Below are 17,295 nucleotides of genomic sequence, written 5' to 3' on the forward strand. Positions count from 1 at the left end.
GCGCCGACGTTCAGGACCCGCCCCCATGTTCCGTGGCCGCCGTATCTCCGGACCGCGTACGTCCCTCGCCCTGGCTCTTCCCGCGGCGCTCGCGGTCCTGTTCCTGTTCCTCCCGCTGGTCGGAATCCTCGCCCGTACCTCGTGGAGCGATCTCGGCACGCATCTGACCTCACCACCGGTCGTGCAGGCACTCAAGCTCTCGCTGATGGTGTCCTTCGCGGCACTGGGCCTGTCCCTGCTCCTCGGCGTGCCGCTGGCCTGGCTGCTGGCCCGTGTCGAGTTCCCCGGCAAGACCCTGGTCCGTTCCCTGGTCCTGCTCCCGATGGTTCTGCCCCCCACCGTGGGCGGTGTGGCCCTGCTGCTCGGGTTCGGACGGCGCGGCCTGCTCGGGCCGTGGCTGGAGAGCAGCCTCGGGATCGTCCTGCCCTTCCACACCTCAGGTGCGATCGTCGCCGCGACCTTCGTCGCCATGCCGTTCCTCGTCATCAGTCTCGAAGGCACCCTGGCCGGGCTCCGTCCCTCCTACGAGGAGACGGCCGCCTCACTCGGCGCATCCCCGCTGCGGGTCTTCTGCACGGTCACCCTGCCGATGGTGGCCCCCGGTCTGGCTGCCGGAGCGGCCCTGGCGTGGGCGCGTGCGCTGGGGGAGTTCGGTGCGACCATCACCTTCGCGGGCAATCTGCCCGGCGTCACCCAGACCCTGCCCCTGCAGGTCTACCTCCTCCTCCAGGACTCCCCGGAAGCCGCCACATCCGTCTCGCTGCTGCTCCTCGCCATCGCCATGGCCGTACTCGTCGGCCTGCGCGGCCGCTGGACGGGCTCCGCCGGCCGCAGGCCGCCCCGCCCCGCCGGTGGAAAGGCGGATACGGCGGACACCCCACCCGCCGTTCCACCGGCCCCGGACGCGCCGGCCGCCCCGGCGCCCGACGAGTCCTGGCCGCTGCACGCCGAGGTCACCGGCTTCAACCAGCTGAAGCTGGACGCGGATCCGGGCACCACCATCGCCGTCGTAGGGGAGAACGGCGCGGGCAAGACCACGCTGCTGCGCGCCATGCTCGGCCTCACCGACCGCGCCCACGCGACCCTCCGTCTCGGCGACACCGACGTCACCGCCCTGCCGCCGCACCGGCGCGGTGTGGCCTGGGTCCCGCAGGACGGAGCTCTCTTCCCCCACCTGACCGCGCTCAGTAACACCGCCTACGGACTGCGCGCCCACGGCACGCACAAGAGTGAGGCCCGCACGGCGGCCCAGCAGTGGCTCACCCGTCTGGGCGTGGGTCACCTCGCCCACCGCAAGCCCGCTCAGCTCTCCGGCGGCCAGGCACAACGCGTCGCTCTCGCCCGCGCGTTGGCCGCCCGCCCCCGCCTGCTGCTGCTGGACGAGCCGCTCGCCGCCCTCGACCAGACCACCCGGGCCCGTGTCCGCCACACCCTGCGCACGCACCTGTCCGGCTTCGGGGGCGTCTGCCTGATCGTCACCCATGACCCCGTCGAAGCCGTCTCGCTGGCCGACCGGGTCCTCGTCCTGGCCGACGGCGCAACCCTCCAGGACGCGACCCCCGCCGAAGTCACCCGCAACCCCCGCTCACCGTGGGTCGCCCGGCTGCTCGGCCGCAACGCCTGGCCCGGCACCACCACGGCCGACGGGTTCCGGCTCACCACCGGAGGAAGCCTCGTCACGGCGGAGGCGCTCCCGGCAGGGTCCCAAGCGCTGGCGATCATCGCACCCGAGGCCGTATCGCTCCACCAGGACCGGCCTGCCGGAAGCCCACGCAACGTCTGGCCGGGCACCGTCCGTGAGATCACCGTCGCCGGCAGCCGCCTCCGGGTCCTGATCACCTCGGACCTGGTCCCGGACATCGTCGCCGAAATCACCCCGCAGGCAGCCGCCGACCTGGGCATCACCGACGGCGCACCTGTGTGGTGCAGCGTGAAGGCAACCGAGATCGGGCTCGTCGCCCTGTAGCGGGCTCCCTGCGACCGCGGGCGACATGTCACCCTGGGAGTCACACCCGGGCCCCGGGGCGGCGGCGGACATCGAGCGGCGGAGCGGCATGACTGACGGACCGCGAACGGCGGACGGACCGGACCCCGGCCTCTTCGGCCCCGGATCGGTGACCTGGCAGGCACACGCGGACCCGGTCATGTGGATCGCCGGAGTCCGCGCCCTCTACCTCCAGGCGCTGCACCCCCGGGCCGTCCGGGGAGTCACCCAGAACTCGGACTTCCGCCGGGACGCCTGGGGAAGGCTGCTGCGCACCGCGGGCTTCGTCGGAACCATCACCTACGGCACCACCGAGGCAGCCGAGCAGGCGGGTGCCCGCGTCCGCCGGATCCACAGTCACCTCGGCGCCACCGACCCCGTGACCGGCGAGCGGTACGGGGTGGGGGAGCCGGACCTGCTGCTCTGGGTGCACTGTGCCGAGATCGACTCGTACCTGAGCGTCCTGCGCCGCTCCGGCACCCCCGTGAGCGACGCGCAGGCCGACCGCTACATCGACGAGAACCGGCAGAGCGCCCGACTGGTCGGTCTCGACCCGGCCGCCGTGCCGGCGGACCGGGCCCAACTCGCCGCGTACTTCGAAGCCGTACGCCCCGAACTCGCCGCCACGGATGAGTCCCACGAGGTCGACGACTTCCTGCGCAGACCGCCCGTGCCCGCCTTTCTCGTCCCGGCCCGCGCGGTGCTGTGGCGGCACGTGGCCTCTCTCGCGTACGACGCCCTCCCCGCGTACGCCCATGAGCTCTACGGAAGGCCGGCACCAGGCCCGGCGACGGTGACCCGACGGCTCACGGTCACCGGCAACGCCCTGCGCTGCATCCCGGACCGGCTGCGCTGGCAGCTGCCACCTGGCCATATCCTGGGGGCGATGGCACGCCTGGGGCCGGGCAGCCGCCCGGCACCGTACAAACTCCGGACACCGGACGCCATACTGGACGGACCGGGGAGGGCGCAGCTACGCGACGGGGGCGACAGCACGAGATGGCGGACACCAGGCTGATCCACGGCCGGTACCGGCTGCTCGAACCGATCGGGCGCGGGGGCATGGGTGAGGTGTGGCGTGCACGTGACGAGTCACTGGGCCGCCAGGTCGCCGTCAAGTGCCTCAAACCGCTGGGGCCCCAGCACGACCAGTCCTTCACCCGGGTACTGCGCGAGCGCTTCCGCCGCGAGGCACGGGTGGCGGCCTCGCTGCAGCACCGCGGGGTCACCGTCGTCCACGACTTCGGGGAGTACGAGGGAGTCCTGTACCTCGTCATGGAGCTGCTCGACGGCAGTAACCTCAGCCAGCTCCTGACGGCCAACGGGCGGCGTCCACTGGCCGTACCCGACGTCGTCGACATCGCGCGGCAGGTCGCGTCCGCGCTCGCCTACACCCACGAACAGGGCATCGTCCACCGGGACCTGAAGCCGGCGAACATCATGCGGCTCACCGACGGCACGGTGAAGATCTGCGACTTCGGCATCGCGCGCCTGGGCCACGACATCGGCTTCACCTCCCGGCTCACCGGCACCGGCATCGCCATGGGGACGCCGCACTACATGTCGCCGGAGCAGATCGGCGGCACCGAGGTCGATCACCGCAGCGACCTCTACTCCCTGGGGTGCGTGCTGTACGAGATCGCCACCGGGGCGCCACCGTTCGACCTCGACGATGCCTGGGCGGTACTCGTCGGACACCGGGACACCGTGCCCGAGCCACTTCGAAGCCACCGCGCCGAACTGCCCGAGTCCCTCGACCGGGCCGTCCTGGACCTGCTCGCCAAGACCCCGGAGGAACGCCCGGCGGACGCCAGGGCCTTCGGCCTGCTGCTCGGTCCGGAGACACCCGCCGCCGGGGCGTCCGCCACCGCCGAACTCGGTCCGGCGGTGCAACTTCCCCCGCGGGTGCCCCCGTTGCCCCCGTGGACCAGGTCCATGACCACCGGCCACAAAGCCACCGGGACCTGGACCGTCACCTCCACCCCGACCGACCGGGCGACAGCACTCACCGGCGAGTGGACGACCGCCGGAGCCCCGCGCGGAACCGCCGCGGTGCCTGTCCTTTCGACCGGGCAGCGGCCCACGCCGCCGCCCGGTCTCGTGGCGGCGCTCACGGGCCGCCACAACGCAGGGCTCAGCCTGAGCAGGCTGGGCCGCTGGTCGGAGGCCGGAGAGGTGCACCGGGCCGTGGCGGCCGAGCGTGAGTACGTCCTCGGCCCCCATCACCCGGACACCCTGACCAGCCGCTACGAGGTGGGCTTCGCCCTGAGCCGCACAGGCCGGGCGGCCGACGCGCTGCATGAGTTCACCCGGGTCGCCGACGGCCGGGAGCGGGCCCTGGGCGCAGACCGGCCCGAGACGCTGGCCGCCCGGCAGGAGACGGCATACGTACTGGGACAGCTCGGCCGGCACTTCGAGGCGCACCAGGTCTACGCGTCGGTGCTGGCAGCGCGGGAGCGCACCGTCGGGCCGGACCACCCGGACACCCTGCGCTGCCGGCACAACCTCGCCTTCAACCTGAGCAGGCTCGGACGGCTGGAGGACTCGTACCGGATGGCCTGCGACGTCGCGGCGGCGCGGGCCGCCGTACTCGGCGCCTCGCACCCGGACACTCTGGTGACCCGGTACGAAGTCGCCTATGCCCTGGGACAGCTGGGGCACTGGCCGGAGGCGCTGGAGATCTACCGGGAGGTGGCAGCGGCACGTGAACAGGCGCTGGGCGCCGATCACCCCGACACCCTCGCCACCCGTTACGAGGTGGCCATCAGTCTGGGCAGACTGGGCCGCAGCGAGGAAGCCCTCGAACGGTTCGGCGCACTGGTCGGCGACCGTTCCCGGGTCCAGGGGCCGTCCGACCCGGAGACCCTGCGGGCCCGCCACGGCCTGGGAGTGAACCTCGGCCGCCTCGCCCGGTGGGACGAGGCGCTCACCGAGGCGCGCGAGGTCTGCGAACTCCGTGAGCGGGCCCTGGGCGCCGATCACCCGGACACCCTCGTCAGCCGCCGCGAGATCGCTGTCGGACTCGGGTGGCTCGGCCGGTGGGCGGACGCGCTCACTGTCTACCGGGCGGTCGCCGAGTCCCGGGAGCGGGTGCTGGGACTCGACCACCCGGACACGCTGGCCAGCCGCAACGACGAGGCGCACTGCCTGGAGCAACTGGGCCACGGTGACGAGGCCGCCGAACTGTACCGGCAGGTCGCCGTGCGACGGCAGCAGCGGAGCGGGCCGGGTCTGTGAGCCGCAGCGCGGAGCCCGGCAGCGGGAGGGGAGACGGACACGCGTTGAGTCCCGCTGATCCGGCGTCACCCGCGGTTCAGTCAGCGGAACGCGCCCAGCCGTCCGCCTCGATCCGGTCCGCGTCCGCTGCCCGGTACTCGTCGAAGACCGTACGGCGGCTGTCCTCGACCACGATCCCGGTGAGGTACACCCCGCGGCCCACGTACAACTGATCGGTGGTGTAGCGCCAGCGCAGCCGCACTTCCCTGCCGCGCCAGGCCGCCAGTTCCGCATCCAGCCGGTGCCACACGCGTCCGGACCAGCCGTCCACCGACCCCGCCGGGTGCGTCCGGAGGCCCTCGCCCTCGGCGGTGGTGGAGAAGGGCACCGGCTGCCAGGACTCACCGGAGTCCACCGACGCTTCCAGGAACAGCGAATCCGCGCGCGGCTCGGTGTCCCACCACACCGCGGCGCCCAGGCGGGCCCGTTCGGACGACGGGGTGACCGCGGGCAGGGCGAGCGTGGCCGTGGCCGGACTCGCCATACCGGAGAACCAGGCCGTACGCCCGCGTGCGGGCCGCACCGGCACCGCCCGCGCCAGGCTGTTGCCGGCCTGTACGCGCGGCGCGCTCCCCGTACGCCAGTTGCGCACGGGGTGGACCGAGTTGCCGAGCATGATCAGGAAGGAGTCGGTGGAGGGGTCGAGTACCAGGCTGGTACCGGTGAAACCGGTGTGGCCAGCGGTGCGCGGGGTGGCCATCGCGCCCATGTACCAGTGCTGGTAGAGCTCGAACCCCAGGCCGTGGTTGTCGCCGGGGAACGCGGTGTTGAAGTCGGTGAACAACAGATCGACCGAGTCGGACCTGAGGATGCGGGCCTGCCCGTAGGCGCCGCCGTTCAGCAGGGTGCGGGCCAGGACGGCCAGGTCCCACGCACAGGAGAAGACTCCGGCGTGACCGGCGACGCCGCCGAAACTGTAGGCGTTCTCGTCGTGCACCTCGCCCCAGACGAGGCCGCGGTCCAGGCCCGACCAGGGCAGCCTGGCGTCCTCGGTCGCCGCGATCCCCGGCTTCCAGGCCGCGGGCGGGTTGTAGCGCGTGCGGTGCATCCCGAGCGGACCGGTGATCCCCTCGCGTACCAGTACGTCGAGCGTGCGGCCCGTGATCCGCTCAAGGACCAGCTGCATCGAGATGAGGTTGAGGTCGGAGTAGAGGTATGCGGTGCCGGGGGTATTGATCGGCGCCTCGTTCCACAGCAGCCGCAGTCTCCCCTCACGCGTCGGCTCCTTGTACAGCGCCAGCGTCGCGCGGAATCCGGAGGTGTGCGTGAGGAGCTGGCGTACCGTCATGTCCTCCTTGCCGGCCGCGCCGAACTCGGGGAGGTAGGACGCGACCGTCGCGGTCAGCTCCAGCGCGCCCCGCTCGATCTGCTGCACGGCTACGAGGGAGGTGAAGAGTTTGGAGACGGACGCCAGGTCGTAGAGGGTGTCCCGGGCCGCCGCGATCTGCTGGTCCGCGGGGAACTCCACACCGGTGTCGGACTCCTCGTTGTACGCCGAGTAGCGCACCGCGTGTCCGATCGGCTCGTGCAGTGCCACGGTGCCGCCGCGTCCGGCGAGCAGCACAGCACCCGCGTACCAGGGGTGGGTGGGGGAGGGCCCGAGGAACGACTCGGCATCGCTCACCAGCTGCCGCAGCGGGCCCGGCAGCAGTCCGGCCCGCTCCGCGGTACCGCGCCGGAGCGTCGTGCGCCGGGGACCGGACGCCGGAACGCCGGGGTCGGCGTTCCGTCCGGACCCCGGAGCCGCGGCCGGGCCGGTGGCTGCGAGAGCGGGTCCCAGCGGAAGCGATGCCAGGGCGATTGCTCCGCCGAGGGCCAGCATTCCGCCGCCCATCCGTCGCCTGCTGATGTCTCCGCCCGCAGCCATGCCGCTCATCCAAGCACTCCTTGAAACTATCTTTCGGGCCTCGATCGACTGCGGAAACTTTCTGCCATGGGTGCGGGGGTGTCAACCCTCGTACTGCGTGTCTCCGGAGCCCCAAAGAATCTGACACAGCATCAGAAAATCTCTTCCCTCGGCCGCTCCGCTGAGGCATCCTGCGCCCCATGGAGACGGAGCTGAGCAAGAAACTGGGGATCGAGCACGCAATCTTCGGCTTCACGCCCTTCCCGGCCGTGGCCGCCGCCATCACCCGGGCCGGTGGATTCGGGGTACTCGGAGCGGTCCGCTACACCGCGCCCGACGAACTGGCGCGTGATCTCGACTGGATGCAGGAGCACACCGACGGGCTGCCCTACGGCCTCGATGTCGTCATGCCCGCGAAGAAGGTGGAGGGGGTGACGGAGGCCGAGGTCGAGGCGATGATCCCGGAGGGGCACCGCCAGTTCGTCGACGAGACCCTCGCCAAGCACGGTGTCCCCGAATTCCCCGAAGGCGAGCCGTCCGGCTGGCGGATCACCGGGTGGATGGAACAGGTCGCCCGCAACCAGCTCGACGTCGCCTTCGACTACCCGATCAAGCTCCTCGCCAACGCTCTCGGCTCCCCGCCCGCCGACGTCATCGAACGCGCTCACCGGCACGATGTCCTGGTCGCGGCGCTGGCGGGCAGTGCCAAACACGCCCGGCGCCATGCCGAGGCCGGCATCGACATCGTCGTCGCCCAGGGGTACGAGGCGGGCGGCCACACCGGGGACATCGCCTCCATGGTGCTCACCCCCGACGTGGTCGACGCCGTCTCCCCGATTCCGGTGCTGGCGGCCGGCGGCATCGGCAGTGGGGAACAGGTCGCCGCGGGTATCGCCCTCGGCGCTCAGGGCGTCTGGCTCGGATCGCTCTGGCTCACCACCACCGAGGCCGAGATGCACTCCCGCGCGCTCACCCGAAAGCTCATCGAAGCGGGCTCGGGCGACACCGTGCGCTCCCGCGCGCTCACCGGCAAGCCCGCCCGGCAGCTGCGTACCGAATGGACCGACGCCTGGGACGACCCCGCCGGACCCGGCACCCTGCCCATGCCGCTCCAGGGGCTGCTCGTGGCCGACGCGGTCTCACGGATCCAGAAGTACGAGATCGCCCCGCTGCTCGGCACCCCGGTGGGCCAGATCGTCGGCCGGATGAACTCCGAGCGCGGTGTGCGGGAGGTCTTCGACGAGCTGACCCGTGGCTTCGAGCGGGCAGTCGACCGTATCAACCGCATCGCAGGACGGAGTCACTGATGGCAGCGACGGACAGCGGCGCCCCCAACGGCTTCTGGGCCCAGGCCACCGCCGATCCCGGCCGGACGGTCGTGATCGCGCCCGACGGTGAGGAGTGGTCGGCCGGACGGCTGCACACGGCCGTCAACCAGCTGGTGCACGGGCTGCGCGCCGCGGGGCTCGAGCGCGGTGACGCCTTCGCGGTCGTCCTGCCCAACAGCGTCGAGTTCCTCACCGCGTACCTCGCCGCCTCGCAGGCCGGGCTCTATCTGGTCCCGGTCAACCACCACTTCGTCGGCCCGGAGATCGCCTGGATCGTCGCCGACTCGGGTTCCAAGGTCCTCATCGCCCACGAACGGTTCGCCGAAGCGGCCACCGAGGCGGCCGACGAGGCAGGGCTGCCCGCCACGCACCGGTACGCGGTCGGCGACATACCGGGCTTCAGGCCCTACACCCAACTCCCCGGCGGGCAGCCCGGTTCCGTACCGCAGGACCGCACTCTCGGCTGGGTCATGAACTACACGTCGGGCACCACGGGGCGGCCCCGCGGCATCCGCCGCCCGCTCCCCGGCAAGGTGCCGGAGGAGACCTATCTGGGCGGGTTCCTCGGGATCTTCGGCATCAGGCCCTTCGACGGCAACGTCCACCTCGTCTGCTCGCCGCTCTACCACACCGCCGTTCTCCAGTTCGCCGGCGCGGCCCTGCACATCGGCCACCCCCTGGTCCTCATGGACAAATGGACGCCCGAGGAGATGCTGGTCAGCATCGACACGCACCGGTGCACGCACACCCATATGGTCCCGACCCAGTTCCACCGCCTCCTCGCGTTGCCCGGCGAGGTCAAGGAGCGGTACGACGTGACGTCGATGCGCCATGCCATCCACGGCGCCGCGCCCTGCCCCGACCACGTCAAGCGGGCGATGATCGAGTGGTGGGGACACTGCGTCGAGGAGTACTACGCGGCCAGCGAGGGGGGCGGCGCCTTCGCCACGGCCGAGGACTGGCTGAAGAAGCCCGGCACCGTGGGCAGGGCCTGGCCCATCAGCGAACTCGCCATCCACGACGACGACGGCAACCGGCTGCCGCCCGGCGAGCTCGGCACCGTCTACATGAAGATGTCCACCGGCGGTTTCAGCTACCACAAGGACGAGGCCAAAACGGCCAAGAACCGGATCGGCGACTTCTTCACCGTCGGCGATCTGGGCCTGCTCGACGAGGAGGGCTACCTCTTCCTTCGCGACCGCAAGATCGACATGATCATCTCCGGCGGGGTCAACATCTACCCGGCCGAGATCGAGTCCGCGCTCCTCACCCATCCCGCCGTCGCCGACGCAGCGGCTTTCGGCATCCCGCACAGCGACTGGGGTGAAGAGGTGAAGGCCGTCATCGAGCCGGCCGACGGCGTCGTGCCCGGCGAGGCCCTCGCCGCCGAGATCCTCGCCCACTGCGAGTCCCGGCTCGCCGGGTACAAACGCCCCAGGACCGTCGACTTCATCGAGACGATGCCCCGCGACCCCAACGGCAAGCTCTACAAGCGGCGGCTGCGCGAACCGTACTGGGAGGGACACGAGCGCGCGGTCTGACCCCTCGTACGCGGCGCTGCCGACCTGCCGCACCGGCGCACTCACCGTGCGGCTCCTGATCAACTCTGCCAGCGTGGCCCCATGAGAGCGCCGAGCCGGGCCCTGGCGGCACAGTGGACCACCGCGGTCCCCGTGATCGCGGTGGTGGCCCTGATCTTCAGCTGGGGCCGCGACCTGCCGGCGTTCGCGGTGGCCCTGGTGGCGCTCTGCCTGGCGGGCGCGGTGCTGGCCGCCGTGCACCACGCGGAGGTGATCGCCCACCGGGTGGGGGAGCCCTTCGGCTCGCTCGTGCTGGCCGTGGCCGTCACCGTCATCGAGGTGGCGCTCATCGTCACCCTGATGGCCGACGGCGGCTCCAAGTACTCCTCACTCGCCAGGGACACCGTCTTCGCGGCCGTGATGATTACCTGCAACGGGATCGTCGGTCTGTCTCTGCTGGTCGGCGCGGTACGCCGCGGGGTCGCCGTCTTCAACGCCGAGGGGTCGGGCACCGCCCTGTCCGCCGTGACCGCACTGGCGACACTCACCCTGGTCCTGCCGACGTTCACCAAGACGCCGGGCGCCGAGTTCAGCGGCCCGCAGCTGGCCTTCGCCGCCATCGCCTCACTCTGTCTGTACGGACTGTTCGTCGCCGTACAGACAGTGCGGCACCGCGACTACTTCCTGCCGCTCACCCAGGAGGGTGAGATCCAGGACGAGGACGGACACGCGCCGCCGCCCGGCAGACGTGCCGCCCTGCTGAGCCTCGGGCTGCTTCTTGTCGCTCTTGTCGCCGTGGTCGGCAACGCCAAGGCCATCTCGCCGACCCTGGAGTCGGGCGTCGAATCGGCGGGGCTGCCCCATGCCGTCGTCGGCGTGGTGATCGCGCTGCTCGTGCTGCTGCCCGAGACGCTCGCCGCGGTACGCGCCGCGCGCCGGGACCGTATCCAGACCAGCCTCAATCTTGGACTGGGCTCGGCCATGGCGAGCATCGGGCTGACGATTCCCGCCATCGCGCTGGCCTCCATCTGGCTCACCGGACCGCTGCTGCTCGGACTCGGAGCGACCCACATGGTGCTGCTCGCCCTGACGGTGGTGGTCGGCGTCCTGACCATCGTCCCCGGCCGGGCGACCCTGATGCAGGGCGGCATCCATCTGGCGATCTTCGCCGCGTTCGTGTTCCTGGCCGTCAGCCCGTGACACCGGATGCCGTCGGCCGGCACGTCCGGTCGGCTGCCCGTCCCGCCCGGCCCGTACCGTCACCCTTGACCGGGCCGCCGGTGAACCGCAGGATCACGCCATGACACAGGACCACGCCATGACAGGCGTACGCGACAGCACGGTCGACGGAATCCTGCGCCGCAGTGCGCGGCGCGTACCCGGACGCACCGCCGTGCGCTACGGGGACCGTTCCTGGAGTTACGCGGACCTCGATGCGGCCGTCACCACGGCGGCCGCCGTCCTGACGGAGCACGGGCTGCGGACCGGCGACCGGGTGGCTTCGTACGGCAACAACTCGGACGTCTATCTCATCGGCTTCCTCGCCTGTGCGCGGTCCGGGCTGGTGCATGTGCCGGTGAACCAGAACCTCACGGGCGACGAACTCGCCTACATCCTCGGCCAGTCGGGCAGCGCCCTGGTGCTCGCGGACCCCGGCCTCGCCGATGGTGTTCCCGAAGGGCTCCCGGTCCGTCTGCTGCGGGGGAGCGACGACTCGCTGCTGGCGGCGCTCGGCACCCCCCGGGACTTCACCCCGGAACACCCTCCCGTGGCCGAGGATCTGGTGCAGCTGCTCTACACCTCGGGTACCACCGCGCTCGCCAAGGGCGCGATGATGACCCACCGGGCACTCGTCCATGAGTACGTCAGCGCCATCACGGCCCTCGGGCTGCAGGAGACGGACCGCCCCCTGCACGCGCTGCCCCTGTACCACTCGGCTCAGTTGCACGTCTTTCTGCTGCCCTATCTGGCGGTGGGTGCCGAGAACACCATCCTGGACGCGCCGGACGCGGCCGAGGTGTTCGGACGTGTGGAGGCGGGTCTTGCGGACACCCTCTTCGCTCCGCCCACCGTATGGATCGGCTTCTCCCGTCGCCCCGACTTCGCCAGCCGTGATCTGAGCGGACTCCGCAAGGCGTTCTACGGTGCTTCGATCATGCCGGTGCCCGTCCTGGAACGGCTGCGGGAGAGGCTGCCGGGCCTGGCTTTCCACAACTGCTTCGGCCAGAGCGAGATCGGCCCCCTCGCCATGGTCCTGGGCCCTTCCGAGCACGAGGGCCGGATGGACTCGTGCGGCAGGCCCGTCCTCTTCGTCGAGGCCGCGGTGGTCGACGAGAACGGTGATGAGGTCCCCGACGGCACAGCGGGCGAAGTCGTCTACCGTTCACCGCAGTTGTGTGAGGGGTACTGGGGCAAGCCGGAGGAGACCGAGGAGGCCTTCCGGGGTGGCTGGTTCCACTCCGGCGATCTCGCGGTGCGTGACGCGCAGGGGTATTTCACCGTGGTCGACCGGGTGAAGGACGTCATCAACTCCGGTGGTGTCCTGGTCGCTTCGCGCCAGGTCGAGGACGCGCTCTACACCCACCCCGGTGTGGCCGAGGCCGCGGTCGTCGGGCTGCCTCACGACCGCTGGATCGAGGCGGTCACAGCTGTGGTCGTGGTGTGCGACGAGGCGGACGGGGTCACCGAGGCCGATCTTCTGGCCCACGCCCGCGAGAGCCTGCCGCACTTCAAGGCCCCGAAGCGGATCCTGTTCGTGGACGCCCTGCCGCGGAACGCCAGCGGGAAGATCCTCAAGCGCGAACTGCGGGACCGCTTCGCGGACCCGGCAACGTGACGCGTGTGTCCCCTCCGGGCCGGGGACGGCCCCCAATAGACCTGACCGCGGTCGACATCACCGCGCGCACAACCGGTCAAAGGCCGACTGGCTCTCATCGTCCGCGGCACGGTAGATCACCAACCGCTGGTCCGGATCCTGAAGTGGCGTAAGCACTTCGAAATCCACCGCGATCAAACCGACGTCAGGATGCCGCATCGCCTTGCGCCCGCGGCCGTTGACCATGATGTCCCGCTCGGCCCACAATCGGGCGAATTCCTCGTTATGAGCGGTGAATTCGGTGATGAGACCGGTCAGCGCCTGATCCTCGGGGTGAGCGGCCCATGCGGCGCGCAGGTGGGCGATCCCCTCCCGCACCACGCGTTCGCGGTCGACGTAGAACTCGCGGATCCGCGGATGCATCAGACACAGCCACATCGAATTGCGCTGCGACGGCGGCAGGGTGTCGAAATCGAGCAGCAGGCCCGCCATTTCGCCGTTCCAGGCCAGGATGTCGTAACGGTGGTTCATCAGCATGGCCGGCAGCGGCGACAGGTCGGCTACCAGACGGGCCAGCGGAGGCGCCGCAGCGGTGGCGAGTCTGTCGGCGTTGCGCGGACGCTGCTGGGTCAGGTCGAAGAGGTAGGCGCGTTCCTCAGGAGCCAGGCGCAGCGCCTTTGCCAGCGCCTCGACCACGTCCACTGAGGGCCGCAGCCCGCGGGCCTGCTCCAGCCGCACGACGTAGTCGATGCTGACCCCGGCCAGTTCGGCGACCTCTTCGCGGCGCAGGCCCGGGGTCCGCCGGGCCTGCCGACGCGGCGGCAGACCGAAATCGAGCGGATCCAGGCGCTCGCGCCGACTCCGCAGGAACGCGGCCAGCTCCTGTGAGGTGTCCACGGCGCGAGTCATCACGTTCGATCCTACAACCAGGGTAGGACTGGCCTTCCCAGGATCTTCTTTCCCTTATCCCCTGCGCGCGGTGCTCACAGACTCGTTGTCGCCAACGGATCACAAGCACAGGAGGACACGATGTCGCTCACCCTCGACACCTACCGGCTGCTGGGCCGCTCCGGCCTGCGGGTCTCACCGCTGGCGCTGGGCGCGGCGACCTTCGGCACCGACTGGGGCTGGGGCGCCGAGCGGGACGAGGCGCGCAAGCTCTTCGACCTCTACGTCGAGCGCGGCGGTAATCTCATTGACACCGCCGTCACCTACACCAATGGAAGCTCCGAGCGCCTGCTGGGTGAATTCGCCCGCGAAAATCGCGAGAACCTGGTGCTGGCCACGAAATACACGACGCTTCGCCGGCCCGGCGATCCGAATTCCGGGGGCAGTCACCGCAAGAACCTCTTCGCGTCGGTGGAGAGCAGTCTGCGGCAACTGAACACGGACTACATCGATCTGCTCTATCTGCACGTATGGGATTTCACGACACCGGTCGAGGAGATCCTGCGCGGCCTGGACGATCTGGTCCGGCAGGGCAAGGTCCTCTACGTGGGGATGTCCAACGTCCCGGCCTGGCAGGTGTCGCGCATGCAAGCCATCGCCGATCTGCGCGGCTGGTCGCCACTGGTCGCGCTGCAGATCGAATACAGCCTGATCGAGCGCTCCGGGGAACGTGACCTGATCCCCATGGCGCGGGAGATGGGGCTGGGAGTGATGCCGTACTCACCGCTGGCCGGCGGTGTGCTGACGGGCAAGTACAGCCGCGGCGACCTGACCGCGACGGAATCCGGCGCCGACGGCACTCGCAAGAGTCTCACCATCGCCAACGGCACGCTGACGGAACGTAACTTCGCCATCGTGGACGTCGTGAAGGAGGTGGCCACGGAGCTGGGCCGCACACCCGGCCAGATCGGGCTGGCCTGGACCCTGCAGAACCCGGGCGTGACAGCACCGGTCATCGGCGCCCGTACTCCCGCACAGCTGGAGGAGAACCTGGGCGCCCTGGAGGTTGACTTCACGGCCGCTCAGCTGGCCCGCCTCGACGAGGCCGGCGCGATCGGACTCGGAGTCCCGCACGACCTGCTCGCCGGTGCCTTCGGCCGCACGCTGACCCGCGGCGACCTGAAGGTCGAACCCCGCCGCTGACACCCGATCGAGGGCGGAGGGCAGGCTGATCTCCGGCCTCCGCCCTCGGCGTGGCCGTTGTGACGGGAGTACTCCTGGATCAGAATCTGCGCTCAGCTACGGCGCCCAGGCCGTTCAGCTGTGCGGCGCGTCCGAAAGGTGGTGCGGTCGATGTCGTGCGTCCACCTTGCACCCGCCCCGCGAGCGGTTCAAGCAGGCAGCACGGCGGGCAGCCGGGACGCCCCGGCACCCGACTCCGATTTGCGGGCGAGCAGTTGGATCTCCTGGAACTGCCGTCGGTCGGTGGGCTGGGGCTCGCGGACCATCCGGGCCACCTCGTGCAACCCCGACTCGCGCAGCATCGCAGCGAGATGGTCCGGCGACCACCGGTAGGCCGGTGTGACGGCGTGATCGAAGACCTGTGACGGGTGGGACGGACCATCACTGGCCGAAAAGCCGAGCAGCAGGTGACCGCCGGGCTTCAGTACGCGGTGGAACTCCGCTAGCACGGACGGGAGTTCGGGAGGCGGAGTATGAATGAGGGACCAACGTGAGAGCACGCCCTCCAGGATGCCGTCAGCGATGTCCAGCGCGGCCATGGAGCCCACATCGAACCGCAGGGCCGGGTAGGCCTGCCGAGCCGACTCGATCATGGCGGGGGAGACATCGACGCCAAAGACCTTCACCGCCAACTCGCTGAGATGGGCGGTGATATGGCCAGGCCCACACCCCAGGTCGGCGACCTGGCCGTCCCCGCTCGCGCTGACGACGAGCTCGGCGAAGGCGCTCAAGATCGCGCGGTCCAGCGGTCTGTCGCGCAGCTCGTCGCGGAACAGCTGCGCATAGACGGGGGCGGCGGCATCGTAGGCAGAGCGGGTGGCACCGGAAGCATCGTGTTCGGCCATGCCCGCGACAGTAGTTGCCCGCTACTGAAACCCGGTTCCATCCGCAAGGCCCGCCGGGGCCCCGCGGGCTCAGTGCGGAGCCACGCGCCACAGACATCAGGATCGGCCGGAGGGGTTTCACGGCGTGGGAGGCCGAGTATCCGAACGGCTTCAGTGAGCCGCGGGACCGTTTCGCAGATCCACGATCCGCTTGAACTTTCCCACCGACCTTTCTAGCGCTTCGGGCTCCACTACCTCGACACCGGCGGAGATCCCGATGGAGTCCTTGATGGCCGCGGCGACGGTGCGGGCCGCAGCGGCCCGCACCTCCGGCGGGGCGTCCGGCCTGGCCTCCGCCCGTACGGTGAGCGCGTCCATCCGGCCCTCGCGGGTGAGCCGCAGCTGGAAGTGCGGGGCGAGGCCGGGTGTCCGCAGCACGATCTCCTCGACCTGGGTGGGAAAGAGGTTCACTCCGCGCACGATGACGAGGTCGTCGCTGCGCCCGCTGATCCGCTCCATCCGACGGAACGCCCTGGCCGTGCCCGGCAGCAGCCGGGTCAGATCCCTGGTCCGGTACCGGATCACCGGCATGGCCTCCTTGGTGAGCGAGGTGAAGACCAGCTCCCCGTGCTCACCGTCCGGCAGGACCTCGCCGGTGACCGGGTCGACCACCTCGGGGTAGAAGTGGTCCTCCCAGATGTGCAGACCGTCCTTGGTCTCCACGCACTCCTGGGCCACGCCTGGTCCCATGACCTCGGAGAGCCCGTAGATGTCGACGGCGTCGATCGCGAACCGTTCCTCGATCTCGCGCCGCATCCCCTCGGTCCATGGCTCGGCGCCGAATATGCCGACGCGCAGCGAGGTGCTCCTGGGATCGATGCCCCTGCGCTCGAACTCGTCCAGGAGCGTGAGCATGTAGGTCGGCGTGACCATGATGACCCCGGGGCGGAAATCCTGGATCAGCTGCACCTGCCTGGACGTCATCCCGCCGGACGCGGGGACCACTGTGCAGCCGAGGCGTTCGGCGCCGTAGTGTGCACCGAGTCCGCCGGTGAACAGCCCGTAACCGTACGCCACATGCACCATGTCGCCGGGCCGCCCGCCCGCCGCCCGGATGGACCGGGCCACCACGTCCGCCCAGGTGGACAGGTCGCGCTCGGTATATCCGACGACCGTCGGGCGGCCGGTCGTGCCACTGGACGCATGAATGCGGCGGACGTCGGCGCGCGGCACGGCGAACATCCCGAACGGGTACTGGTCGCGCAGGTCGGCCTTGACGGTGAACGGAAAACGGGCCAGGTCGGCGAGGGTGCGGCAGTCCTCAGGCCGCAGCCCGGCTCTGTCGAAGGATTCGCGGTAGAACGCGACGTTCTCGTACGCGTGCCGGAGCGTCGCGCGCAGCCGCTCGGTCTGAAGCGCTTCGAGCTCCTCGCGGCCGAGTTGTTCCGCCGTGTCCAGCAGGGCACTCATGTGGTCACTCCCGTCACTCCCGGCAGGGCCGACCGGCCAACCGATCATTCGGTCGTTCTGTGTGTGATCAGTAATTCAGGAGCGGACGGGAGCGTCAAGAGC

The 17,295-nt window shown here is 70.5% G+C and carries 12 protein-coding genes; 8 read left to right on the plus strand and 4 right to left on the minus strand.

Annotated elements, in window-relative coordinates; translation table 11 throughout:
* Window positions 1-25: 25 nt before the first annotated feature.
* The 3 genes from OG584_RS32900 (at window position 26) to OG584_RS32910 (ending at window position 5,221) form a co-directional block, all read left to right on the plus strand.
* On the plus strand, window positions 26-1,966 hold the full coding sequence (locus OG584_RS32900; protein WP_405783325.1) for an ABC transporter permease: 1,941 nt from the start codon (window positions 26-28) through the stop codon (window positions 1,964-1,966).
* A gap of 88 nt (window positions 1,967-2,054) precedes the next feature.
* Window positions 2,055-3,002 carry an oxygenase MpaB family protein gene (locus OG584_RS32905; RefSeq protein WP_405783327.1) on the plus strand — a complete coding sequence of 316 codons (948 nt, stop codon included), beginning with the start codon at window positions 2,055-2,057 and terminating at the stop codon, window positions 3,000-3,002.
* Complete coding sequence (locus OG584_RS32910; RefSeq protein WP_405783328.1) at window positions 2,984-5,221, plus strand: tetratricopeptide repeat protein; 2,238 nt, start codon at window positions 2,984-2,986, stop codon at window positions 5,219-5,221. Before OG584_RS32905 ends, OG584_RS32910 begins: the two co-directional genes overlap by 19 nt.
* 76 nt (window positions 5,222-5,297) lie before the next feature.
* Here OG584_RS32910 and OG584_RS32915 read toward each other — a convergent pair whose 3' ends face one another.
* Entirely contained in the window at window positions 5,298-7,136 is a 1,839-nt protein-coding gene (locus tag OG584_RS32915; protein WP_405783330.1) for a serine hydrolase, read from the minus strand.
* 170 nt (window positions 7,137-7,306) lie between these two features.
* Here OG584_RS32915 and OG584_RS32920 point away from each other — a divergent pair, with 170 nt between their 5' ends.
* The 4 genes from OG584_RS32920 (at window position 7,307) to OG584_RS32935 (ending at window position 12,790) form a co-directional block, all read left to right on the plus strand.
* Entirely contained in the window at window positions 7,307-8,413 is a 1,107-nt protein-coding gene (locus OG584_RS32920) for a nitronate monooxygenase (RefSeq protein ID WP_405783332.1), read from the plus strand.
* Window positions 8,413-9,975, plus strand: a complete 1,563-nt coding sequence (locus tag OG584_RS32925; protein WP_405783334.1) for an acyl-CoA synthetase — start codon at window positions 8,413-8,415, stop codon at window positions 9,973-9,975. Before OG584_RS32920 ends, OG584_RS32925 begins: the two co-directional genes overlap by 1 nt.
* 81 nt (window positions 9,976-10,056) lie before the next feature.
* The gene (locus OG584_RS32930; protein WP_405783335.1) at window positions 10,057-11,154 is read left to right on the plus strand and encodes a calcium:proton antiporter; all 1,098 of its coding nucleotides are present in this window, start codon (window positions 10,057-10,059) and stop codon (window positions 11,152-11,154) included.
* Between the two features lie 118 nt (window positions 11,155-11,272).
* Complete coding sequence (locus OG584_RS32935; RefSeq protein ID WP_405784399.1) at window positions 11,273-12,790, plus strand: fatty acyl-CoA synthetase; 1,518 nt, start codon at window positions 11,273-11,275, stop codon at window positions 12,788-12,790.
* Window positions 12,791-12,847: 57 nt separating this feature from the next.
* On the opposite strand, the gene OG584_RS32940 is transcribed toward OG584_RS32935, so the two are convergent.
* Window positions 12,848-13,678: a helix-turn-helix transcriptional regulator gene (locus OG584_RS32940; RefSeq protein ID WP_405783336.1), complete on the minus strand. Its 831-nt coding sequence runs from the start codon at window positions 13,676-13,678 to the stop codon at window positions 12,848-12,850.
* A gap of 120 nt (window positions 13,679-13,798) precedes the next feature.
* On the opposite strand from OG584_RS32940, the gene OG584_RS32945 reads away from it, so the two are divergent.
* Entirely contained in the window at window positions 13,799-14,860 is a 1,062-nt protein-coding gene (locus tag OG584_RS32945; protein ID WP_405783338.1) for an aldo/keto reductase, read from the plus strand.
* A gap of 188 nt (window positions 14,861-15,048) precedes the next feature.
* Here OG584_RS32945 and OG584_RS32950 read toward each other — a convergent pair whose 3' ends face one another.
* On the minus strand, window positions 15,049-15,744 hold the full coding sequence (locus OG584_RS32950) for a class I SAM-dependent methyltransferase (protein WP_405783339.1): 696 nt from the start codon (window positions 15,742-15,744) through the stop codon (window positions 15,049-15,051).
* Window positions 15,745-15,894: 150 nt separating this feature from the next.
* Window positions 15,895-17,193 (minus strand): phenylacetate--CoA ligase PaaK, encoded by a 1,299-nt coding sequence (gene paaK, locus OG584_RS32955; RefSeq protein WP_405783341.1) that lies wholly within the window; start codon window positions 17,191-17,193, stop codon window positions 15,895-15,897.
* Window positions 17,194-17,295: the final 102 nt, after the last annotated feature.

The sequence above is a fragment of the Streptomyces sp. NBC_00859 genome (assembly GCF_045161865.1).
In the GTDB taxonomy this organism is placed as follows: Bacteria; Actinomycetota; Actinomycetes; order Streptomycetales; family Streptomycetaceae; genus Streptomyces.